The organism is Zwartia panacis, from assembly GCF_030410395.1.
In the GTDB taxonomy this organism is placed as follows: domain Bacteria; phylum Pseudomonadota; class Gammaproteobacteria; order Burkholderiales; family Burkholderiaceae_B; genus Zwartia; species Zwartia panacis.
On record NZ_JAUHHF010000003.1, the window covers coordinates 185,627 to 205,850 of the forward strand.

The following is a 20,224-nucleotide window of genomic DNA, read 5'->3' on the forward strand; positions in this document are numbered from 1 at the left end:
AACTGCGTCGATTCACTTAATCGATGAGTTTGCCATTTTCACGAAACGGATAGGGGCCTTCGTATGGTCCGACAAATGCTAGGTGTGTCACCAGCCCTTCCGGAGGTGACCATCCAAATACGCGGAAGGCCGGCGGCTCCAGCATCCAGGTTGACGCTGCGTCTGTTGTAAGGTTAAGCGTCACTTGATGAGCTGGCGAAGGGGTCGTACTTGCAATCGTTCCCGCGAAACGCACATCAATCGCACGATGCAAGTGCCCGCAAATGATCCGCTCGACGTTAGGATGACGTGAGATGATACTCTTGAGTCTTTCCACGCCTCTCTGAACACCGATTTTATCCATATGACCGATCAAGGTCGTAAATGGCGGATGATGCATTGCCACGATCACAGGCTTGCCAGCGTTTTTATCCAACGATTTCTCAAGCCAATCCAGTCTTTCATCGCAAAGTTCTCCCCCACTTTCACCCAACACGCACGTATCGAGTGTCATTAAGGTCAAAGGTCCAATGTCAACCTCGTACTGCACAAATCCAGATTCTCCCAAGTAGTCGTGCGCGGGAAAAGCCGCACGCAATCCGTCTCGATCGTCATGATTTCCAGGCAGCAGGTACACCGGCATATCAAGAGGAGCGATCAACTCTGCCAGATGTCGATACTCTTGCTCGCGACCAAAATCCGTCAAATCTCCCGTCATTACGACAGCCAAAGGTTTTTGTTTTAGAGACAAAATAGATTGCACTGCGTTTCGCAAGTAAGGTGCGGTATCCAGTCTGTTATAAGCCAAGCGTCCCGGTTCGCGGATATGGGTGTCTGACAATTGAACAAATGTAAAGGACATTAAGCCTCCGTGGCACGCATGAAAGAATGAGGATGAAAATCGACTGAAACTGTGTCACCTTGCTTGAATAAAGCATCGCGTGGCGCATCCACGACAAACGGCTCTTGGCCATCCATAGCGATGCGAAATTGCAAACGATCACCGCGAAAGCTGCGGTGCAATATCTTCCCCACCGCGCGATCGGGTCGGTAATAATCGATGACAATATCTTCTGGTCGAACAAGTAAATCTTGACCCAGGTAACCAGGCGCACTCAGTACAACGGTACCAAGTTTAAGGATTCCACTATTTACTTGCTCTAAATCTCGGCGAAGCAGATTGACCCGACCCAGAAAATGAGCCACGAAAGCATGTGTAGGATTCCGATACAAAGACTCCGGATCACCAACCTGAACAATCTCCCCTGCCCGCATCACAGCCATGCGATCAGCAATCGCCATCGCTTCTTGCTGATCGTGCGTCACATAGACCGCAGTCATGCCCAATCGACGCAGTAACTCGGCCAATTCATCGCGCAAAGTATCCTTGAGCTTACTATCCAGTGCGGTTAAAGGTTCATCCAACAGTAATATTTTTGGCTGTGCAGCGACTGCGCGTGCGAGTGCGACCCGTTGCTTTTGTCCACCTGAGAGCTCGGCAGGTCGTTTGTGTTCATGCCCTCCAAGGCGAACCAAATCAATCAATTCACCGACGACTTGATTTCGTACAGAAACATTTACACCTCGGACTTTCAGGCCATATTCAATATTTCTTTGAACAGACATATGTGGGAACAGCGCGTAATGCTGAAAAACCATTCCGACCCTTCGTTCCTCGATGGGTCGAGAGGTCACGTCTTGCTCACCAAACATGATCCGACTGCCCTGGTCCGCGACTTCAAGGCCCGCCAAGATGCGTAACAAAGTCGTTTTGCCGCAGCCAGACGGGCCAAGTAAGGTCATGATTTCGCCCGGCTCCACACGTAGATTCGTGCGCTTCAGACCGCGCGTGCCATCAGGGTAGGTTTTGGCGCAATCCGTGACGGACAAGGCGATTTGTTCAAGTTCCATAATATTTTTGAGTTAGATTCGCCACTACATTGAGTAGCCAAAGAAGCGGTAAAACCACCAAAAAGAACATGAGCGTGTAAGCCGATCCGATTTCAATCCGCATAGAGGCGTAACTATCCGCCAAACCGACGGGCAAGGTTCGGGTCAAAGGGGTATGCAGCAGCCAAGTCAGATTGAATTCACCGATAGAAAGTGTAAACACCATGAGACCTCCCGCAACGATTGAGGGCAGGACCACAGGCACTAAAACCGTCAGGAAACGCGTCACAAAGCCCGCACCCAAAGATCTTGCAGCCTCTTCGATCGAGGCAATATCTGAACGCTGAAACGCGGCACTTACGGTGCGCACCATAAATGGCAACGTAAAAACCATATGCCCGACCAAGATAAACGCATAGCTTTGACGAAAATCTCTCCATTCACCGTACGTCAGAATCAAGGCTAAACCTGTCGCTAAACCAGGCACGGCCACTGGCAATGTCAACACCTCTTCGAATGTGCGCGCCCATCGACTCCGCGTTCGCGCCAAAGCGTACGCACACGGAACGCCTATGAGCGCATTTCCAATTACGCAGCTCGTCGCAATCAAGACCGATGCTGAAACAGTCGAGCCATAGTGACTGAAGACATGTATTAGCCACTCAAGCGTCAAGCCGCTTTCCAATCCACGGCTGTATTGCTGAAGGAACGCAGCCAAGATCGATAACACCATCGGGCTGAGCATAAAGATCATCACAGTCAAGGTAATCGTCGCTAAAACCGGAGATCTGGACTTCATTTAATAACATCCGTCAGATTCATAGACTCAAACGCCCACCGGTCAACCGTCTCACCAAGAACAATGACAACCAGGTAAAAAATCCTAAACTTAATGACAGAGCAGCAGCCAATGGAAAATTGGCGTAATTTGTAAATTCGTTATATATGGTGATTGGCAAGACTTCGAATTTACTGGCAAGGGTAAATGCCGTACCAAACGCTCCCATTGAGGTAGCAAATACTATTCCCGCGCTCGCCAATGTTGTGGGCATCAACTGTGGCAACCACACGTCCAAAAGCAATTGGAATCGACTCGCTCCAAGAGATCTCGCAGCCTCTTCGATAGATTGATCCATACTTTGGGCAGCGGCTGTATAGCTTGCAACCACGCGAGGCAGGGAAAAATACAGATATGCCAAGAACAAACCCATCAGGCCATATGCGAAAGTGATGCGACCCAGTCCGATACTCTCAAAGAGGTCGGCAACTGCACCTTGTCTTCCACCCAACAAAATAATAAAAAAACCGACGACCACTCCAGGAAAGGACAGCGGGAGTGTTAATAATGACAGTAAAAACCGACGACCGATTACCTGTGGTTTAGCGAGATATAGGCCGACCGCCAATCCGAGCGCCAGCGTTGTCACAGTGACGACAATGGATAGTAGTAAAGTGTTAACTAAGCTACTCGCGTAACGAGAGTCTGTCAGGATAGCGAAATATGTTTCCCAGCCATTTCGAGCTGGCAACACAATCAGTTGCGTGACAGGCAATAACCAAAATGCAGCGAAAAAAATAAAAACGGGCACCATACATGCTGTGAGCGCCCGTCTTGACTTGACCTGTGAAGGCATCGTTAACGCACTTGTTTCAGATAGGTATCTGAAAATGTTTTCTGTACGCTCGCCATCTTGGCATAATCCACTGCGACGGCTCGCTTGTATTCTGATTCTGGCAAGAATCTTGATTGGGCTTCGGCTGACATGGCTGAAGGACGAACAGGACGTAGGAACGCATTCGCCCAAAGTGCTTGACCAGCATCAGAAAGCACAAAATCAAGCACCTTCTTGCCATTCTCTGGATTTGGTCCCTTATTGACCAGACTCATCACATAGGGAACGACAACAGTACCCTCTTGAGGAATCACAAATTCGACATTAGCCTTATCCTTGTACTTGGCACGGTAGGCGTTAAAGTCGTAATCAAGCAAAATAGCAATTTCGCCTGACAGCACACGAGCGTAAGAGGTTTGCTTAGGAACGATTGGATCATTCTTTTGCAGGGCCTTGAAATACTCGATCGCAGGTCCGAAATTATCCATGGATCCACCTTTGGCTTGGTTGATAGCAACCGCGCCGACATAGCCCACGAAAGCAGAAGCAGGATCCAGATATCCCACCAAGCCTTTGTACTCGGGTTTGAGCAGGTCTGCCCAAGACTGTGGCACTGGCTTACCCTTTAATGCGTCCTTATTCACCATGAATCCAAGCGTGCCCGAATGGATAGTGAACCAGTTACCTGCAGGATCTTTCAAACCATCGGGAATTTGCTCCCAGCCCGCCGGACGATAGCCGGTGACAACACCATCTTTGGCTGCTTGAATACCAAAAGTCACGCCAAGATAAGTCACATCGGCAACTGGACTATTTTTTTCAGCAATCAACTGTGACAACGATTGACCAGAGTTTTTATTATCTGGCGGTACTGTAATTCCGGTCTTTTCCTTGATCGCTTTAATCTGCGTACCCCAGTCGGCCCACTCGGGAGGACAGTTATAGCAAATAGCAGTCTGGGCAGTGGCCGCACCGCCAGAGATCAGAGCAACAACTGTCAGAAGGCTGCGTAGCGCAGCGAGTGTTGAACTCGACATAGTCAATCCTTTTTGATTGGGAAAAAATCAATAATGAGCGAATAAATAGGCAAGACTTTTAAGCTCAGTCCACATTAACTTTCGCGCGCTCAATAACTTCAGTCCAACGCGCCCTTTCAGACGAAATCAATGAATCGAACGCATCGCCAGCATCTGATCTGACTTCGGCTCCATTTTTAGCGAATGAATCACGTACCTTTTGATCGAGAAGCGCTTGAGCAGTTGCTTTTTGAAGTACATCGATGGTCTTGAGCGAAGTTCCCTTCGGAGCCATCAGTCCATACCAAGACTCAACAACAAAATCATTCAGGCCCGCTTGAGACATCGTCGGAACATCCGCTACAGATGCATTACGTTCCGCACTTGTAATCGCCAGAGCGTTTAACTTGCCAGATTGAACGTGTGCGAGTGCGAGAGGCATGTTTACGAATGCGAAATCAATTTGACCACCCAGTAAATCGGTTACTGCTTGAGTAGCACTTTTATAGGGAATATGCACTACATCGATTCCGGCCTGCATTTTCAGCAACTCGCCCGAGAGGTGATTGGATGTGCCATTGCCGAATGAGGCGTAGGAAAGCTTCCCCGGAGAACGCTTAGCAAACTCAATCAATTCCTGGAGGCTCTTAACTTGCAATCGCGGTCCGACAACGAGCAAATTCGGCACGGCAGCGATGAGCGAAATCGGAATGAAATCGCGCTTTGCATCGAAGGGGAGCTTGGGAAACAGGACAGGATTGATAGCGTGCGTGCCTGTCGTCGCGACGAGTAAGGTATAACCGTCAGGTTTAGACTTGGCTACGTAATCGGAACCAAGATTTCCGCCAGCACCAACACGGTTTTCCACCATCATGGGTTGTCCGAGATCTTGACCCATTTTCTCGGATAGCACGCGCGTCAAGATGTCGACCCCTCCGCCTGCTGCGAATGGAACGACTAGCTTGACTGGATGATCAGGAAAGGGCTGGGCGGATACCGTAGCCGCAGGTATGACTCCACCCAGCGCGGCAATTAAACATTGCCTGAAAAATCCAACTATGCGCATTTCCACACCATTTCATCATCAAAGTAGAAGCATGATGCGTAAGCAACATTACACTGTGATGCAAAATTGATGGCATTTATATGACAACGCGCATGTCATCGATAAGCTTATTTTTTAGGGCGTCCAGCCTGTAGCTTAGTCAGTGCAGCACGGGCGGCATCAAGCTGTGGAATCGTGAGGTTTTTCAACAAACCCACACCAATTCGCAGCAATTCACTTTTCTTTATTTCAATACCTGCTTTCAAAGATGCTTTTTTAAGATCCTGAAGAATCTGGTATTCATTACCGGGCATCGTAAAGCTGTCGCGAACCAATTTCACTTTTTTTGATTTCTGAGCAGGGACGGCCTCAACGACAGGCGCTCGAACTACAGCTGGTACAGTCGCTTTGTTTGCTGACGGTTTTTTTACAACAGCCTTTTTAACCGCTGCCTTTTTAACTGTCACTTTTTTAGCTGTCAGTTTTTTAGCGACCGCTTTTTTAGCAGTTGCCTTTTTAGCAGTTGCCTTTCTTGGACTAACTTTTCTCGCTACGACTGGCTTGTCAGGAACTGTCTGAGCAGCGACTGACTCCGCAGCTGGCACGTTATCTACAACTGGGTCTTTGGTGTCACTTTCCATTTCGAATTAAATCCTTGTTAAATCCATTGATTAAGGTATAAACGATTTATAATATTTATATAATTTAATTCATTTAATGAATGATCGCAATGACAAGGCTAGTGCTCAACACCAACAAGCTTGTTTGATCATTTGGTACATAAAGATAAAAACTGAACATGAATCTACTGTGTAATTGAAAATTACCTAGTAGATTCAAGCCAGTAAAGTCTTTAGAAGGTGCTGAACAACCAAACCTCATACCAAAAAGCCAAGCAATGTGGACATTCGCCGTCACTCCACACTAGCATCCAACACTCATCTGGTGCATTCTGGAGATCAATATGAAAACAGAAGCAAAAGCCACCAAGAAGTCGAGTATCAAAACCTCTGCCCTATTAGCGCTCGAAGGCGGACTCCCCGTACGCACCGAGCCTTTGCCCTGGGACTACCCCGGTGCCAGTTTTATCGATGAAGAGGAACTCGAACTTGTCACAAGCGTAGTCAGAGCCCACAGCCCTTTCCGATTTTATGGACCGCAAGCGCAACACATGGTCGACATGCTCGAACATGAGTGGCGCGAGACGTTTGGCCATCGATACGCCCTGGGAGTTTCCTCGGGCACAGCCGGACTGACGGTATCGATCGCAGCACTGGGACTCGGACCTGGCGACGAGGTGATGGTGCCGGGATACCTCTGCATGAGTGGCCTCGCGGCAATCGTACGCGCCGGGGCGATTCCCAGGCTCGTCGATATCGATGACACCTTTTGTATGTCGCCTGACGACCTCAAGGCGAAAATCACGCCACGGACCAAAGCGGTGATCTACAACCATATGTGTGGTGCGCCAGGTCACATCCAGAAGATCGCGGAACTCTGTAAAAAGTGGCATCTTTCACTGATTGAGGACTGCTCACAGGCGGCAGGTGCGAGCTTCGAAGGCACACCTGTCGGACGCTTTGGCGATATCGGGGTGTTTAGCTTTCAACTCAATAAAAACATGACCTCTGGCGAAGGCGGGATGGTGGTCTGCCAAGATCACGCGCTGTTTCGTCGTTTGCTTGCCCTGCATGATCTCGGCTATCCACGCACACTCAACGGCGCGCTCGATGCCTCGCGCGAACATGAGCAGCTTTGGGGAATGGGTGCGCGCATGGCCGAGCTCTCAGGTGCGTTGGCGCTTGCGCAGCTACGCAAGCTCCCACAGATCACAAGTGCGATGCGCAAAGCAAAGTGGGCGATTCGCAAAGGACTCGCAAAAACGCCTGGCCTCACCTTCAGAGAAGTCCCAGACCCGGCGGGTGACAGCGGAGCTTTTTTATTGCTGTTACTTGAAAACGCGCCGCGCGCCAAATACTTTACGGACGCACTGCGCGCCGAGGGCGTCTGTGGTCCGCCCGGCAGCGTTCCTTGCGTGGCCTTGAGCGAACGCAGTCTGCACTGGTACTGCAACATTCCGAGTCTGGTACACAAACGTTCCAACAGCCGCGAGGGTTTCCCCTGGACACACCCCGACAATGCTTTTGCGTACGACTACAGTTACTGCAAAGGGACTCTGCCAGTGTGTGATGACTATCATGAGCGAACGGTCGTACTGACGATTGCGCCCACCCTCAAGGATCAGGATATCAAAGACGTGACTGACGCCTGCCAAAAGGTTGCACGGGTCGTTCAGAGCAATTGTTTGCGCCAGTGATGAGCGATTTCTGTTCGTGTCGCGATCCAAATGCGGGGATCACTTTTAATAAACCGCAAAATATCTCGCAGAGCATTGATACGTCCGGGGCGACCGACAATCCTTAAGTGCAAACCAATCGTTAGCATGGATTTGGACTGCCAGCGCTCGCCCTCGTCTAATAATCTTTGAACAGTCTCAATGACATAGTCAGAAAAATCCTTAGCTTGAACAAAAGCTGGGGACTCCCCAAAGAATCGCATGTCATTCGTATCAAACTGGTAGGGCAATACAAGCATCGGCCCCTGCTCACCCTCTAACCAAAAAGGCAACTCATCATTATAGGCATCACTGTCATAGAGCAGACCCAGCTTGGCAGCAAGTGCACGTGTATGCAATGTCGGTGTGGATTTGCAGTGCCAACCTGTCGGACGCTGTCCCGTCGCAGCTTCGATAGCATCGAGCGTACGCCGCATCATCGCCTCCTCTTCCTCAGGTGACATGCCCGCTGGAGATTGCCACAACCATCCATGTGCGCACAGGTCGTGACCGCGTCCGACTGCATCCTGTAGCAACTCAGGCGTGCGTTGAGCGGCGCGCCCACATACGTTCAAGGTCACCTTGACATCTGCCTCGTCTAATTCGCGCATCACACGCCAGTACCCGAGCCGTGAGCCAAACTCAAAGTGCGACTCTCTGCAGAGGTCAGGCTGAGAGACAACTTTACTTGTGACCTCGTGCATAGGCTCATTCGAGGGGTCGCCATCCGCAAGGCTCAGCTCTGCACCCTCTTCAACATTCACCACGAGATTAATCGCCACACTCGCGTCACCCGGCCATTTGGGATCGGGACGCTGATCTCTATAGCCATATAAATCTCTGCGATCCATGTCAAGCTCCCGATATGGAGGGTTGATACAAACTAGCAATATTGACGTCGACGCCACTCAAGATGCGATTTCTGGGGCGCGCGAAACTTCCCTGTCTCTGTTTGGATGGCTGCATACGCGCTACGGTCAGAGCCTGCAGCGCTGCTGCCTGCATAGGATCAACTACCGGCACACCGACTGCGTCAGAGACGAGTCGCGCATAACCCGCAAGCACTGCACCACACAAAATGATGACATCCGAGCCATCTTGTTGCACAAGCTTTTCAGAAGCAAGGATCAAGGCCTGAGCGACTTGGGGATCTGCATCTGTCACGCTAAAAGCACTCGGCATTTCGATCGCCCGCCATTTCGATACACGTGATGCAAAGCCATAGGATGCCGTCAACTCCTCGTAAACAGGCACCATCGAGGCACCAAGTGTCAGACAACCGATCTTGCCGCCAAGCATGCCCGCCGTCACCAAAGCCGCTTCGGCCATGCCCACCACGGGTATATCCAGCATCTCACGCAAAGCCATTAATCCTGTATCGATCGACACGCCCAGCACCAAGACATCATGTCCATTCTGATGCGTGGCGGCCAGTCTAAGCATCTCGGCAAGCGCAATCGCGTTTTCCGAACGGCTACTGATGATAGCGGGACCCGTTTGAGCGGTATACGCATGAATAGTCGCTTGCTCCCCCACCACGAACTGAGCCTGTTCCAGTAGCCGTTGAGTCACATGCTCACTGGTGTTGGGGTTGATGAGCAATATATTCATCATGATCGTTTCATTCTTCAGAAAAAATTTTAGCGAGGTCGACCTCTGAGTCGGCAGGCTCTAGATTTAGACTACCCTCAATATGATTAAGGTGCTCGAGCATGAGACGCTGGCCACCTTCAACATCACGCTTGGAGATTGCCTCGACGATTAAACTGTGCTCATCGGCCAGACAACTCGATGCAGTCGGCGCGTCATACAAAATAATAATCAGGCAGGTCAAGGTGGAAAGTTCACGCATTGTGCGCGCGAGCGCCTGATTCCCTGCCAGCTCGGCCAAGAGAGTGTGAAACTCACCCGAAAGACGCACAATGAGTCTTTTGTCTTCACGCCTTCTGGCCTCGTGCTCCAGCGCGCAATGCTGGCGCAAACGCTCGATGCGCTCGGGCGTCAAGTTTTCAATCAATCTGCGGACAAGTTCTGGTTCGATCAGTCGCCTGGCTTCAAAAACATGCAGCGCCTGCTCAATTGTGGGTCGCGCGACATACGCACCGCGCTGCGGATACAGATCTACAACCTGCTCGTGCGCAAGTCGCGCCAGCACTTCACGCACTCTGGCGCGACTCACTTTAAAGATTTCAGCAAGCCGCTCTTCAACGAGCTTTGTTCCAGGATGCAACCGATGCTCCAGGATGGCGACATAAATCTTTTCATACATTTCGTCTTGCGTGTTTTCACGCTTTAACCGAGCAGAAACCTTTGACTGCATGTAATTCCTTTTTATATTCGAAACGGAACTATACCCAGCTAAACAACTTTCCCCACCCTTTGATTTCAGCTGGGTTGACACCTACCTTGCGAAGAGCACCCCACACTGTCGTACTGACCGTATCAAGCAACACTGCTGAGCTTTTTTGCTCAAACGCATCAGCAAGCTGCGCGGCTCGCAAATTCGTGCAGTAGGTGACGATGGCTTCAGGTTTGGCCTGACTGACCGTCTGCAAATCTTTTTCTATTGTGTCTGGCTCAACCAGTGCAAAATCATAATTGACTGAGATGTCGTGATGGACTTCACTGACGACCTCGACACCTGCGGCCGCGTATTGTCTGACAATTTTCTGCTGAACATCCTCCGTGTAAGGGCTCACAATACCCAGACGCTTGATCTTCTTCAGAGCTATCAATTCATTTAAAGCCAATACAGCTGTCGATGCGGGTATACCCGTGCGTGCGGTAATTCTCTCGCATAGCGAAATATCTTTTTCAAATCCCATCCAGCCCGCCGAGGTACCGCTCCAGGTAATCACATCGGGTTTAGCGTCGGCCAACATCTCAGCTGCCGCCAGGATATTGCTGTCATCAAACTGCCCAAGCGCTTGATCTGTAAGAGAAATATTCGTGACTCGAAAACGGGCGAAGTGAGCATGCACATTAGGCAATTCCCTCAGGATCGCATTTGTCAGGGGCTCAAGAGCCGTATTGGACGAAGGTGTCAACACACCAATTCGGATCACCTTTTGCATACTCAGTCCTTTTTACTGTTGACTTTAATGTCTACGTCATTGTAAACATTATGTAACAACCAATATATCAATAATGATAAATGCTGGCACGTGTTTTGCTTGAGTAAACACAAGCAAGTGATGTGCCAGCCGAGACAACGTAGTTCCTTCTAATGAGGGAAAGTATGAGCAAGCATCAAAGCGCGATGTATGCACTGATGTTGACAATTGATCGCCCCAAGTTGGGGCAATACGCTTTTAACGCACTGAAATTGGAGCATGTTTGATATGAGTCACGTACTCGACTTAATCATCAAGAACGCAAAAATCGCGACGGCATCGGATGTTTTTATGGCGGATATTGGTATCAAGGGTGAGCAGATCGTGATGATCGGCAGCCACCTGCCAGAGGCAAACAAGACAATCGACGCCGCAGGTCGGGTGGTGACTCCCGGGGGGGTGGATGCGCATTGCCATCTGGATCAGCCGATGCCCGCTCCTATCAAAATGGCCGATAACTTTGAAACTGGGACGCGCTCGGCTGCGTGCGGTGGAACCACCACCGTCATCCCTTTCGCAGCGCAGGAAAAAGGGCAATCCCTGCGTGACGCTGTCAAAGAATATCACCGACGCTCCGACGGTCGAGCGCACGTTGATTACACCTTTCATCTGATCGTGAGCGATCCAACTCCCACCGTCTTGAATGAAGAGCTCCCCGCACTGATTGCAGAAGGCTACACCTCGTTCAAAATCTACATGACCTACGACGATCTCAAGCTCAACGATGGGCAGATCCTCGATGTACTGTCCGTGGCCAAGCAGCATGGGGCGATGGCCATGATTCATGCGGAAAATGCTGACTGTATCGAGTGGCTGACCCGCAGGCTTGAGGCTGCAGGTCAAACTGCGCCTCGCTTTCATGGGCATTCCAGACCCATGCTGGTCGAACGCGAAGCGACCCACCGTGCAATTGCGTTATCTGAACTTGTCGATGTTCCGATACTCATTGTTCATGTATCTGGACGCGAAGCTGTTGAGCAAATTCGCTGGGCGCGTAGCCATGGCCTTCAAATTTTTGCGGAAACCTGCCCCCAGTACCTATTTCTGACCGCAGCAGATTTAGGCATCGACAATAGCTATCTTGGTGCCAAGTGCATATGCAGTCCACCACCAAGAGACCAAAAAAATCAGGAAGTTATCTGGAATGCGCTAAGTGATGGCCTGTTTTCAGTATTTTCCTCAGATCACGCGCCCTTCAATTACGAAAGTCCTGAAGGTAAAAAACCGGGTGGTCAAGAAGTTGCGTTCAGGCACATTCCAAATGGAATACCCGGACTTGAAACACGTTTACCCCTTTTGTACTCCGAGGGCGTGCTCGGCGGTCGTATTTCTCTCACCAAGTTTGTCGAGCTGACCTCCACCAATCCGGCCAAGGCTTACGGACTTCACCCCCTCAAAGGCACCATCGCACCGGGCTCTCACGCTGATCTCGTGATCTGGGATGAAAAACCCATCACAATCCAAAACAGCGCTTTGCATCATGCAGTCGACTACACACCTTACGAAGGGATTGAGCTCAAGGCCTGGCCGGCAATGACACTGAGCCGCGGTGAGATTGTCTGGGATGGCCAAAATTTCCACCCACGTCTTGGCAAAGGACAATTTTTGTCTTGTGGCAAGCCGACTTTGATGACAACAGGTCGCTAGGTCAAAGTCATGCGTATCCTGCTCATTAATCCAAATATCTCCCAAAGCGTCTCTGATCTCATTGACACTGAGGCCAAGCTCACAGCAAGCGCTGAAACGCAAATTCAGACAGTCACAGCCCCCTTCGGTGTGGCGTATATCGAGACCCGCTTTGAAGCCATGATCGGCGCCTATGCCGCCGCACAGCTTGCCGGCGATCATGCAGGTGAATACGATGCATTAGTTGTCGCCGCCTTCGGTGATCCTGGTATGGAAGGCCTCAAGGAGGTGTTGCCCTGTCCAGTGGTAGGCTTGACTCAAGCAGCGCTGGCAAGCGCCTGTCTGCTCGGCAACAAAATTTCAATTGTTGCGATTTCAAGACGGATCAAAGCCTGGTACGCCGAGACAGTAGCCTCTTATGGATTAACTGAACGACTGGTCAGTATTCGGAGTCTCGAAGAACCCCTCCCGAACATCGGTTCAGTTCAACAAGACAAAGCTGCCAGTTTGTTGACAGCCGCCAATCTGTGCGTCAGTGATGATGGCGCAGATGTCATTATTTTGGCGGGAGCACCCTTGGCTGGACTGGCTCGCAGCCTCGCTGGCCAACTGCCTGTTCCCGTCGTGGATGGTGTCTCAAGTGCCGTCAGACATGCAGAGACTTTAGTTCGCCTGAATGCCGGTCAAACGCGCACGGGAAGTTTTGCGCCGCCCCCGCTCAAACCCAATGCAGGACTCCCCCAATCAATCGCGACACTGCTCGCGAATGGTCATCAACGCCTTTAACCCTGAAAAGGAAGCATCATGAAACAGAAAACACCCCGCACCCTCCTGAGCACTGCAATCGGGACACTCCTGTTAGCAGCGACCTGTATGCAGGCGAACGCGCAAGACAAATTGCAAATAGCAGGAAACTTTGCAACCTCCCATCCAAGTAGCGTTGCAGTTGATAAAGTGTTTAAAGATGAGGTTGCACGCCTGACCAACAATAAACTTCAAGTGGATGTGTTCCCCGCCATGCAACTGGGTGGCGCGAAAGAAAACGTCGATGGCGTACGCGCTGGAACACTTGGTATGACCTGGGTGGGCGCATCGTTCATGTCACGAATCGCACCCGAAATCGAAGCAGTGAGTTTGCCCTTTGTTTTCAAAAATCGGGAAGCGGCCTACCGAGTCATTGATGGTCCCGTGGGTCAGGCAATCGATCAAAAGCTGCTGGAAAAAGGCTTTGTCGTGCTTGGCTGGATGGAACTCGGAATGCGCAATATCACGAACAGTAAGGGTCCAATCAAAACTGTAGACGATCTGAAAGGCATGAAAATACGCATGCAACCCAATGAAACGCACTTGGCTTCTTTCCGTGCACTGGGTGCAAACCCTGTTGCGATGGATGTCAAAGAGCTTTACTCCGCACTTGAGCAAAAGGTGGTCGATGGTCAGGAAAATCCATATACCGTGATCGATGCCAATCGCTATGCTGAGGTACAGAAGTATCTGTCGAACTCCTCGCATTTCTTTGATTTCATCGTCGTCGTTGCAAGCAAACGCGTATTTGACAAGATGAGTCCTGCCAATCAAAAGGCCGTTCGCGAAGCGATGGCAAAGACGGTCGCATATCAACGCAGCCTGGCAGCAGAAAACGATCTCAAAGCACTCAACAATCTCAAAGCAAAGATGACCTACACAGAAATCCCACCTGAGACTTTTGAGCAAATGCGCAAACTCACAGCACCAGTGATCGAAAGCGTCAAAAAACGTGCGGGTGCCGATCTGGTCAATCAAGTCATTGCCGAAACATCCAAATAAATAACCTCTGTTCTGGACTGCCCAATGATGAATTCAATCCCAGCTACCTATGACACCACAACCCCGTTGGGTAAATGTTTTCGAGCTTTAGATTTGATTTTGATTTGGGCAGTGATCCTGATATTTGTATTCATGGTCGGCATTGTCTCTGCACAGGTGGTCATGCGATACGGCTTTAACGTATCAATTGACTGGGCTGAAGAGTCTGGCCGACTGGCATTTGTTTGGGTTGTATTTCTGGCTATTCCGCTGGCGGCGTCTCAAGGTGCACATATCGGCATCAATCTGTTTGTGGATAAGTTTTCACCCGCGAATCAACGCATCGTTCAAAGAGCCTCCGCGGCTTTATGTGCCGCGCTTTCTTTTGCGATCGCCTGGTCATGCATTGAGTTGTGTAAAGACCAATGGGATGAACAAATGGCAACAATTGACATCAGTGTCGCCTACTTTTTTGTCGCAGTCGGACTAGGAATGCTATGCACAGGATTGCACATGGCGCGCATCGCCATCACCGGCGAAATTCATCAACAGACAGGTGACGCAGAATGAGTACCTTAGTGGTTATCGGCTTTATGCTCATCGCCCTGATGGGCCTGCCAATCGCTTTTGCAATGGGTTTGAGCGCAATCGTTGCAATTTGGCTTTCAGGCATCGATATTTCCATCATTCCTCAGCGAATGATGTACTCGGTCAACTCATTTCCCTTGATGGCAATTCCATTTTTCATGCTATCGGGCGAGTTGATGATCAAAGCAGGGATCATTGAGCGTCTCATTTCTTTTGCAAACGCATTAGTGGGTCGTGTTCGTGGAGGTCTGGCACATGTCACGATGCTGTCGGGTGCAGGCCTAGCGACGGTATCAGGCACTGCAGTATCAGACGCAAGTGCTTTGTCAGCAATTCTGGTGCCCTCGCTTTCCAAAATCTATGACAAAGGTTTTGCTACCGCAATTGTCGCGGCAGCGGCCAACCTTGGCCCGATCATTCCACCTTCGGCTGCAATGATTGTCTATGCCTTTATGGCAGGTCCGTCTGTATCTGTTGGAGGCATGTTCATGGCGGGTGTCGTTCCGGGCTTGTTAATCACCATAGGCTTTATGCTGTTATGCAGCTGGATCACATCAAAACGTGGCTGGAGTACGACAGGTGAGCCGTTTCAGTTCAAAAGACTATTCATAGAATTACGTCGCTCTGCGATTGTATTGTTTATGCCACTGTTGGTCATCGGAGGCATCATAGGCGGTGCCTTCACCGCAACGGAGGGCTCCGCGATATCTGTGATCTATGCGCTCATCCTTGGTTTTTTTATTACCCGCACACTCAAGCTATCAGACTTGCCACGCATTTTGATACGTGCAGCAATTACTACGGCTGTAGTCGGTGCCCTTATTGCTTTTGCCTCAGTCATTACTTATTTAATGACCGTAGATCTGATGCCTCAAAAACTTTCAGAACTGCTGTTTGCGGTGACAAAGGATCCTCTTGTTTACCTGATTCTTGTGGCCCTACTGCTCTTTGTTGTTGGCATGTTTCTCGAGTCCAACTCAGCTTACATCATGCTAGTGCCATTGCTTCATCCAATCGCGCTTCAATATGGCATCGATCCTCTTCACTTTGGATTTTTATTTGTCCTGAATCTCGTGATTGGAATGTTGACGCCACCTGTCGGTGTGGTTCTCTTTGTTGTATGTGGTGTCACAGGTGTTCGCATGCGCGAGCTCGTTGCAAATATCTGGCCATTTGTCGCGTTGATGTATGCCGTTCTATTTCTTTGTATGTTTTTTCCAGCGATTGTCACGACCCTGCCCCGAAGCATGGGTTACTGACAATTATTTTTATTTTTACCGGAGCACATGATGTCATCAATCAAGCACTATCTTGCCCCTTTCATTGCACCAATTGCACTCAGTGCCCTCATGCTTTCGGCACCAGCCATTCAAGCTCAAAACATCACGCTTAAAGTTATTGGTCAACCATTGGCAACAGGTAATATTCAAAAGAATCGTGAGCAGCCATTCTTTGAACAACTTGCTGCCAAAACAGGTCTACCAATTACTGTTGAATATAAGCCACTCGACACCCTTGGCATCAAGGACACCGAACAACTTCGCATCATGAAAGCAGGTTTGTTTGATATGGTTTCTCTACGATTTTCACAAAACTCGCGTGATGAACCCGCACTCATCGGAATGGATTTGGTAGGAGGAAGTCCTGACTATGAAAAAAGTCGAAAAGTAGTCGATGCCTGGTTACCCATTCTTGATGCACGCTTACAAAAACAGTTTGGCATCAAGCTTCTGGGTCATTGGCCTTTTGGACCACAAATGATTTTTTGTAAAAAGCCAATCACACAATTATCTGACGTCAAAGGGATGAAAATCCGTGTCGCAGATCAGAGTATGGCTAAGTTTTTAGAATTAGTGGGTGCAACGCCAGTTCCAATGGCCTTTACGGAAGTACATCAAGCACTATCCTTAGGGGTAATCGACTGTGCAGTGACAGGCCCTAGTTCTGCTAATTCAGCAGCTTGGTCAGAGATTGTCACTCATCAATTACCCCTTGGTTTCCAAATGAGCATGAACGGATATGGCATATCACTTAAGACTTGGAATCGTCTTAAGCCAGATCAGCAAGCCAAACTCCAAGCTGCGTTTACCGAGCTGACTAATGATATTTGGAAATACTCCAAAGAGCTGTCAGATGACGCTTTGCGCTGCAATGAAGGTTCTGATCCTTGCACCACAGGGAAAAAATATAAAGTCAAAACAGTCCCTGTCTCTGAGGCGGATATCAAACTCGTAGGCACTGCTATCGACAAAGTTTCCTTCCCAGCGTGGGCACCTGTCTGCGACAAAACGAACCCTACCTGCTCGGCCGATTGGAAAAAAACAGTTGGACCGATTGTTGGTGTGAAATAAGCTAAGGCGTCATGATGAAAACACGGCTTGAAAATATTCTGGGCATTCTGTTCGGGACTATATTTATGACACTTGTTGCGCTCGTCACTGTCGAGACGATCGTAAGAAAGTTATTTAATGTTTCTCTGCAGGGCGTAGATGAACTAGGAGGCTATGCATTGGCCATCGGGTCAACCATCGCTTTTAGTCTAGCCGTGTTTGGACGCAATCACATCCGTGTGGACGTCTTGCATCAACATTATCCAGACTGGCTGAAGGCCTTAATGAATTGGCTTTCAGCCTTCAGTTTGGCAGCATTTGCAGTTTTTTTATGTTGGGTTGCCATTCAAGTTTTACTCGATTCCGTGACCTACGGCAGTACAGCCCAAACCCCATGGGCCACGCCACTGATTTATCCACAATCTCTTTGGTACGCAGGTTTGGTGACATTTGCCATCGTTTCAGTTTGCTTTGCTGCGTGGGCAACTTATCTACTCTTGACCGGAAAGCAACAAGAACTCATCCAAGAGTTTCAACCTAAAAGTGCAAAAGAAGAGCTTAAAGAAGAACTTGATGATTTGGCACAACGTTCAAATCTGGATGAAATCGTGAGCAAGCCATGAATCCAACACTGATTACACTCGCTTTTTTAATCATGGTATTCATGATGATTGCAGGGATACCCATTGCGGTATCGATGGCACTAGTTGGTATCATTGGCGGCATCGCTGTCTATGGAATGCCATTCATGAATTCAATTGCCCCAGTGCTATGGGGTGTCCAAAATGAAAATCTTCTAACCTCAATTCCGCTTTTTGTACTTCTGGGTGAACTCTTATTACGATCAGGAATAGCTGACCGTATGTATCTCGCTCTTTCAGCATGGTTTGGTCGCCTCCCAGGAGGATTGCTTCATACAAATATTGGCAGTTGCGCACTCTTTGCAGCGACATCTGGCTCATCCGTCGCCACAGCCGCAACAATTTCAACTGTGGCATTACCTTCACTGATGAAGCGCGGTTATCCTATTAGGCCTTCACTTGGAACAATCGCTGCAGGCGGCACACTGGGAATTTTAATTCCACCAAGCGTCAATATGATCATATACGGATCATTGACTAACAATTCGATTGGAAAACTTTTCGTCGCAGGCATTATTCCCGGTCTTTTATTGACGGGAGCCTTCATGCTTTACATTGCCATCACAAGCATCCTCAGCGGCAATACGCTTCGAGAAGAGAAAGTCAGTTTTAAAGACAAGCTTATTGTTTCTCAGCACCTCATCGCACCTTTAATCGTTTTTGGTGTGGTGATGGGCAGCTTGTACTTTGGCATTGCGACTGCGACCGAAAGCGCTGCATTAGGTGTAACAACCGTACTTTTCTTTGTGGTGAAATCAGGCCGATTAAGTTGGCCTCTCTTGCGTGGTTGTTTTATTTCCACTGCCCGCGTTTCAGGCATGATCCTGCTGATCATCGCTGCTGCGTTCATCTTAAATCTGACCATCAGCTTGACCGGTGTCGCTGAAGTGATGACAAAGTGGGTCACAAGCCTTGGACTTTCACCTGTAGGATTGATCCTTGGTTTAATTTTGTTTTATCTGATATTGGGAATGTTCATGGATGTGTTGTCCATGATGGTCGCGACGATTCCTGTCACCTATCCGATTGCGATCGCGCTAGGAATTGATCCAATCTGGTTTGGTATTTTTGTCATCCTGATGTGCGAACTAGGTTTGATCACGCCGCCTGTGGGCATGAATTTATTTGTTGTTCATGGGATTCGTTCGGATTCAGGCGATATCAGTGATGTGATGTGGGGTGCCCTGCCATACGCCGTGATCATCATCCTGTTTACTCTTTTCCTGATGGTCTTCCCGGAAATCGTAACGTGGTTACCAGGGAAAATGTAACGAGCTAATTGTTTTGTATTCATAAAAATGAAATATTACCTTCACAGAATTGTCATTTAACCAAACCATAATTCTCTGGTCTTCCACTTTATTTGTATGTGAGCGCGCGGTCTTCGCGCTCACTCAAATCAAAAATGAAACCAGAGAGTCTTGGTAGCAATCTATACCCCCCCTTATCGGCAACTGCCATTCAAACCCAGGCACTTGAAGTCATTTATCCGAATGGCTACAAGGCCTTGCACAGCACCACACTCAAGATTGCCCAAGGTTCCTTTGTCGTACTGCTCGGCACCTCCGGAGCGGGAAAATCGACGTTGCTGCGTTCACTCAATGGCCTAGTTGAGCCCTCTAGCGGCCATGTTAGCGTCGAGGGACTGGGTGATTTAAAGGATCCAGCCATTCTCAAACGCCATCGCCGACAAACGGGCATGGTGTTTCAGCAGCACCATCTAATCGGTCGCCTGAATGTGTTGGACAACGTTTTATTGGGTCGTTTAGGCTATCACGCTGGCTGGCGTATGTTCACCCCATGGACGCGAGCCGAGAAGGAACAAGCGCTGGCGGTGATTGAGCGCGTCGGATTGCTCGACCGTGCACTGACACGCGCAGATCAACTCTCCGGTGGACAACAACAGCGGGTAGGCATGGCACGTGCCCTGATCCAGCAACCCAAAATCTTGCTCGCCGACGAGCCTGTGGCTAGCCTCGATCCCAACACTTCTGTGCGCTTGCTGCAATCCATGCACGATATTTGCAAATCCGATGGTTTAACAGCTGTCGTCAGTTTGCACCAAGTCGATCTCGCCAGACAGTTTGCGGATCGGATTATTGGTCTCAAAGGCGGCGCGATGGTCTTTGATGGTGCGCCCGAGCTGCTGACCCCTGAACGCGCCGAAGCCCTGTATCAGCACGTCAGCACATCGCCTTCCCCCACTGATGCGACCAGTCGCGTCAAACCTTCTTTCCAAGAATTATCACTATCCGGAGTCTGA

21 protein-coding genes are annotated in these 20,224 nt (G+C 49.5%); 10 read left to right on the top strand and 11 right to left on the bottom strand.

The window, feature by feature from the left end; genetic code table 11:
- Window positions 1–16: 16 nt before the first annotated feature.
- The 7 genes from QWY30_RS05645 to QWY30_RS05675 form a co-directional block, all read right to left on the bottom strand.
- A complete protein-coding gene (locus QWY30_RS05645) occupies window positions 17–841 on the bottom strand; it encodes a phosphodiesterase (protein WP_290239021.1) in 825 nt (274 codons plus the stop codon).
- Window positions 841–1,890: an ABC transporter ATP-binding protein gene (locus QWY30_RS05650; RefSeq protein ID WP_290239023.1), complete on the bottom strand. Its 1,050-nt coding sequence runs from the start codon at window positions 1,888–1,890 to the stop codon at window positions 841–843. The genes QWY30_RS05645 and QWY30_RS05650 overlap by 1 nt, the downstream gene beginning before the upstream one ends.
- Window positions 1,880–2,668 (bottom strand): ABC transporter permease, encoded by a 789-nt coding sequence (locus QWY30_RS05655; protein ID WP_290239025.1) that lies wholly within the window; start codon window positions 2,666–2,668, stop codon window positions 1,880–1,882. Before QWY30_RS05655 ends, QWY30_RS05650 begins: the two co-directional genes overlap by 11 nt.
- Before the next feature lie 19 nt (window positions 2,669–2,687).
- Complete coding sequence (locus tag QWY30_RS05660; RefSeq protein ID WP_290239028.1) at window positions 2,688–3,503, bottom strand: ABC transporter permease; 816 nt, start codon at window positions 3,501–3,503, stop codon at window positions 2,688–2,690.
- 2 nt (window positions 3,504–3,505) lie between these two features.
- Window positions 3,506–4,519, bottom strand: a complete 1,014-nt coding sequence (locus QWY30_RS05665) for an ABC transporter substrate-binding protein (protein ID WP_290239029.1) — start codon at window positions 4,517–4,519, stop codon at window positions 3,506–3,508.
- Between the two features lie 64 nt (window positions 4,520–4,583).
- Window positions 4,584–5,564, bottom strand: a complete 981-nt coding sequence (locus tag QWY30_RS05670) for a Bug family tripartite tricarboxylate transporter substrate binding protein (RefSeq protein WP_290239031.1) — start codon at window positions 5,562–5,564, stop codon at window positions 4,584–4,586.
- A gap of 107 nt (window positions 5,565–5,671) precedes the next feature.
- The gene (locus QWY30_RS05675) at window positions 5,672–6,184 is read right to left on the bottom strand and encodes a hypothetical protein (protein ID WP_290239033.1); all 513 of its coding nucleotides are present in this window, start codon (window positions 6,182–6,184) and stop codon (window positions 5,672–5,674) included.
- A 323-nt stretch (window positions 6,185–6,507) separates the two neighbouring features.
- Here QWY30_RS05675 and QWY30_RS05680 point away from each other — a divergent pair, with 323 nt between their 5' ends.
- Window positions 6,508–7,860, top strand: a complete 1,353-nt coding sequence (locus QWY30_RS05680) for a DegT/DnrJ/EryC1/StrS family aminotransferase (protein WP_290239035.1) — start codon at window positions 6,508–6,510, stop codon at window positions 7,858–7,860.
- On the opposite strand, the gene QWY30_RS05685 is transcribed toward QWY30_RS05680, so the two are convergent.
- The 4 genes from QWY30_RS05685 to QWY30_RS05700 are packed head-to-tail and all read right to left on the bottom strand — an operon-like array spanning window position 7,836 to window position 10,952.
- Entirely contained in the window at window positions 7,836–8,729 is an 894-nt protein-coding gene (locus tag QWY30_RS05685) for a polysaccharide deacetylase family protein (protein WP_290239037.1), read from the bottom strand. The genes QWY30_RS05680 and QWY30_RS05685 overlap by 25 nt on opposite strands.
- Before the next feature lies 1 nt (window position 8,730).
- Window positions 8,731–9,492, bottom strand: coding sequence for an aspartate/glutamate racemase family protein (locus QWY30_RS05690; RefSeq protein ID WP_290239040.1), 762 nt, complete (start codon window positions 9,490–9,492; stop codon window positions 8,731–8,733).
- Window positions 9,493–9,499: 7 nt separating this feature from the next.
- The gene (locus QWY30_RS05695; protein WP_290239041.1) at window positions 9,500–10,198 is read right to left on the bottom strand and encodes a GntR family transcriptional regulator; all 699 of its coding nucleotides are present in this window, start codon (window positions 10,196–10,198) and stop codon (window positions 9,500–9,502) included.
- A 28-nt stretch (window positions 10,199–10,226) separates the two neighbouring features.
- Complete coding sequence (locus QWY30_RS05700) at window positions 10,227–10,952, bottom strand: maleate cis-trans isomerase family protein (RefSeq protein ID WP_290239044.1); 726 nt, start codon at window positions 10,950–10,952, stop codon at window positions 10,227–10,229.
- Between the two features lie 267 nt (window positions 10,953–11,219).
- Here QWY30_RS05700 and hydA point away from each other — a divergent pair, with 267 nt between their 5' ends.
- From hydA to phnC, 9 genes are all read left to right on the top strand, one after another.
- Window positions 11,220–12,638: a dihydropyrimidinase gene (gene hydA / locus QWY30_RS05705; RefSeq protein WP_290239046.1), complete on the top strand. Its 1,419-nt coding sequence runs from the start codon at window positions 11,220–11,222 to the stop codon at window positions 12,636–12,638.
- 9 nt (window positions 12,639–12,647) lie between these two features.
- Complete coding sequence (locus QWY30_RS05710; RefSeq protein WP_290239048.1) at window positions 12,648–13,403, top strand: aspartate/glutamate racemase family protein; 756 nt, start codon at window positions 12,648–12,650, stop codon at window positions 13,401–13,403.
- Between the two features lie 18 nt (window positions 13,404–13,421).
- Window positions 13,422–14,423, top strand: a complete 1,002-nt coding sequence (locus QWY30_RS05715) for a TRAP transporter substrate-binding protein (RefSeq protein WP_290239050.1) — start codon at window positions 13,422–13,424, stop codon at window positions 14,421–14,423.
- A gap of 24 nt (window positions 14,424–14,447) precedes the next feature.
- Window positions 14,448–14,972, top strand: a complete 525-nt coding sequence (locus QWY30_RS05720) for a TRAP transporter small permease (RefSeq protein ID WP_290239052.1) — start codon at window positions 14,448–14,450, stop codon at window positions 14,970–14,972.
- Window positions 14,969–16,249 (top strand): TRAP transporter large permease, encoded by a 1,281-nt coding sequence (locus QWY30_RS05725; RefSeq protein WP_290239055.1) that lies wholly within the window; start codon window positions 14,969–14,971, stop codon window positions 16,247–16,249. Before QWY30_RS05720 ends, QWY30_RS05725 begins: the two co-directional genes overlap by 4 nt.
- Before the next feature lie 30 nt (window positions 16,250–16,279).
- Entirely contained in the window at window positions 16,280–17,341 is a 1,062-nt protein-coding gene (locus tag QWY30_RS05730) for a TRAP transporter substrate-binding protein (protein WP_290239057.1), read from the top strand.
- Window positions 17,342–17,355: 14 nt separating this feature from the next.
- Complete coding sequence (locus tag QWY30_RS05735; protein WP_290239059.1) at window positions 17,356–17,943, top strand: TRAP transporter small permease subunit; 588 nt, start codon at window positions 17,356–17,358, stop codon at window positions 17,941–17,943.
- Window positions 17,940–19,232 carry a TRAP transporter large permease gene (locus tag QWY30_RS05740; protein WP_290239061.1) on the top strand — a complete coding sequence of 431 codons (1,293 nt, stop codon included), beginning with the start codon at window positions 17,940–17,942 and terminating at the stop codon, window positions 19,230–19,232. The genes QWY30_RS05735 and QWY30_RS05740 overlap by 4 nt, the downstream gene beginning before the upstream one ends.
- A gap of 134 nt (window positions 19,233–19,366) precedes the next feature.
- A complete protein-coding gene (gene phnC / locus QWY30_RS05745) occupies window positions 19,367–20,224 on the top strand; it encodes a phosphonate ABC transporter ATP-binding protein (protein ID WP_353958796.1) in 858 nt (285 codons plus the stop codon).

What these genes read in the sequence shown, in the direction of transcription:
- QWY30_RS05665 (WP_290239029.1), bottom strand. Translation starts at nt 4,519, where the DNA reads ATGTCGAGTTCAACACTCGCTGCGCTACGCAGCCTTCTGACAGTTGTT.
- QWY30_RS05655 (WP_290239025.1), bottom strand. Translation starts at nt 2,668, where the DNA reads ATGAAGTCCAGATCTCCGGTTTTAGCGACGATTACCTTGACTGTGATG.
- QWY30_RS05650 (WP_290239023.1), bottom strand. Translation starts at nt 1,890, where the DNA reads ATGGAACTTGAACAAATCGCCTTGTCCGTCACGGATTGCGCCAAAACC.
- QWY30_RS05700 (WP_290239044.1), bottom strand. Translation starts at nt 10,952, where the DNA reads ATGCAAAAGGTGATCCGAATTGGTGTGTTGACACCTTCGTCCAATACG.
- QWY30_RS05670 (WP_290239031.1), bottom strand. Translation starts at nt 5,564, where the DNA reads ATGCGCATAGTTGGATTTTTCAGGCAATGTTTAATTGCCGCGCTGGGT.
- hydA (WP_290239046.1), top strand. Translation starts at nt 11,220, where the DNA reads ATGAGTCACGTACTCGACTTAATCATCAAGAACGCAAAAATCGCGACG.
- QWY30_RS05725 (WP_290239055.1), top strand. Translation starts at nt 14,969, where the DNA reads ATGAGTACCTTAGTGGTTATCGGCTTTATGCTCATCGCCCTGATGGGC.
- QWY30_RS05675 (WP_290239033.1), bottom strand. Translation starts at nt 6,184, where the DNA reads ATGGAAAGTGACACCAAAGACCCAGTTGTAGATAACGTGCCAGCTGCG.
- QWY30_RS05720 (WP_290239052.1), top strand. Translation starts at nt 14,448, where the DNA reads ATGATGAATTCAATCCCAGCTACCTATGACACCACAACCCCGTTGGGT.
- QWY30_RS05735 (WP_290239059.1), top strand. Translation starts at nt 17,356, where the DNA reads ATGAAAACACGGCTTGAAAATATTCTGGGCATTCTGTTCGGGACTATA.
- QWY30_RS05740 (WP_290239061.1), top strand. Translation starts at nt 17,940, where the DNA reads ATGAATCCAACACTGATTACACTCGCTTTTTTAATCATGGTATTCATG.
- QWY30_RS05715 (WP_290239050.1), top strand. Translation starts at nt 13,422, where the DNA reads ATGAAACAGAAAACACCCCGCACCCTCCTGAGCACTGCAATCGGGACA.
- phnC (WP_353958796.1), top strand. Translation starts at nt 19,367, where the DNA reads ATGAAACCAGAGAGTCTTGGTAGCAATCTATACCCCCCCTTATCGGCA.
- QWY30_RS05680 (WP_290239035.1), top strand. Translation starts at nt 6,508, where the DNA reads ATGAAAACAGAAGCAAAAGCCACCAAGAAGTCGAGTATCAAAACCTCT.
- QWY30_RS05660 (WP_290239028.1), bottom strand. Translation starts at nt 3,503, where the DNA reads ATGCCTTCACAGGTCAAGTCAAGACGGGCGCTCACAGCATGTATGGTG.
- QWY30_RS05730 (WP_290239057.1), top strand. Translation starts at nt 16,280, where the DNA reads ATGTCATCAATCAAGCACTATCTTGCCCCTTTCATTGCACCAATTGCA.
- QWY30_RS05710 (WP_290239048.1), top strand. Translation starts at nt 12,648, where the DNA reads ATGCGTATCCTGCTCATTAATCCAAATATCTCCCAAAGCGTCTCTGAT.
- QWY30_RS05645 (WP_290239021.1), bottom strand. Translation starts at nt 841, where the DNA reads ATGTCCTTTACATTTGTTCAATTGTCAGACACCCATATCCGCGAACCG.
- QWY30_RS05695 (WP_290239041.1), bottom strand. Translation starts at nt 10,198, where the DNA reads ATGCAGTCAAAGGTTTCTGCTCGGTTAAAGCGTGAAAACACGCAAGAC.
- QWY30_RS05690 (WP_290239040.1), bottom strand. Translation starts at nt 9,492, where the DNA reads ATGATGAATATATTGCTCATCAACCCCAACACCAGTGAGCATGTGACT.
- QWY30_RS05685 (WP_290239037.1), bottom strand. Translation starts at nt 8,729, where the DNA reads ATGGATCGCAGAGATTTATATGGCTATAGAGATCAGCGTCCCGATCCC.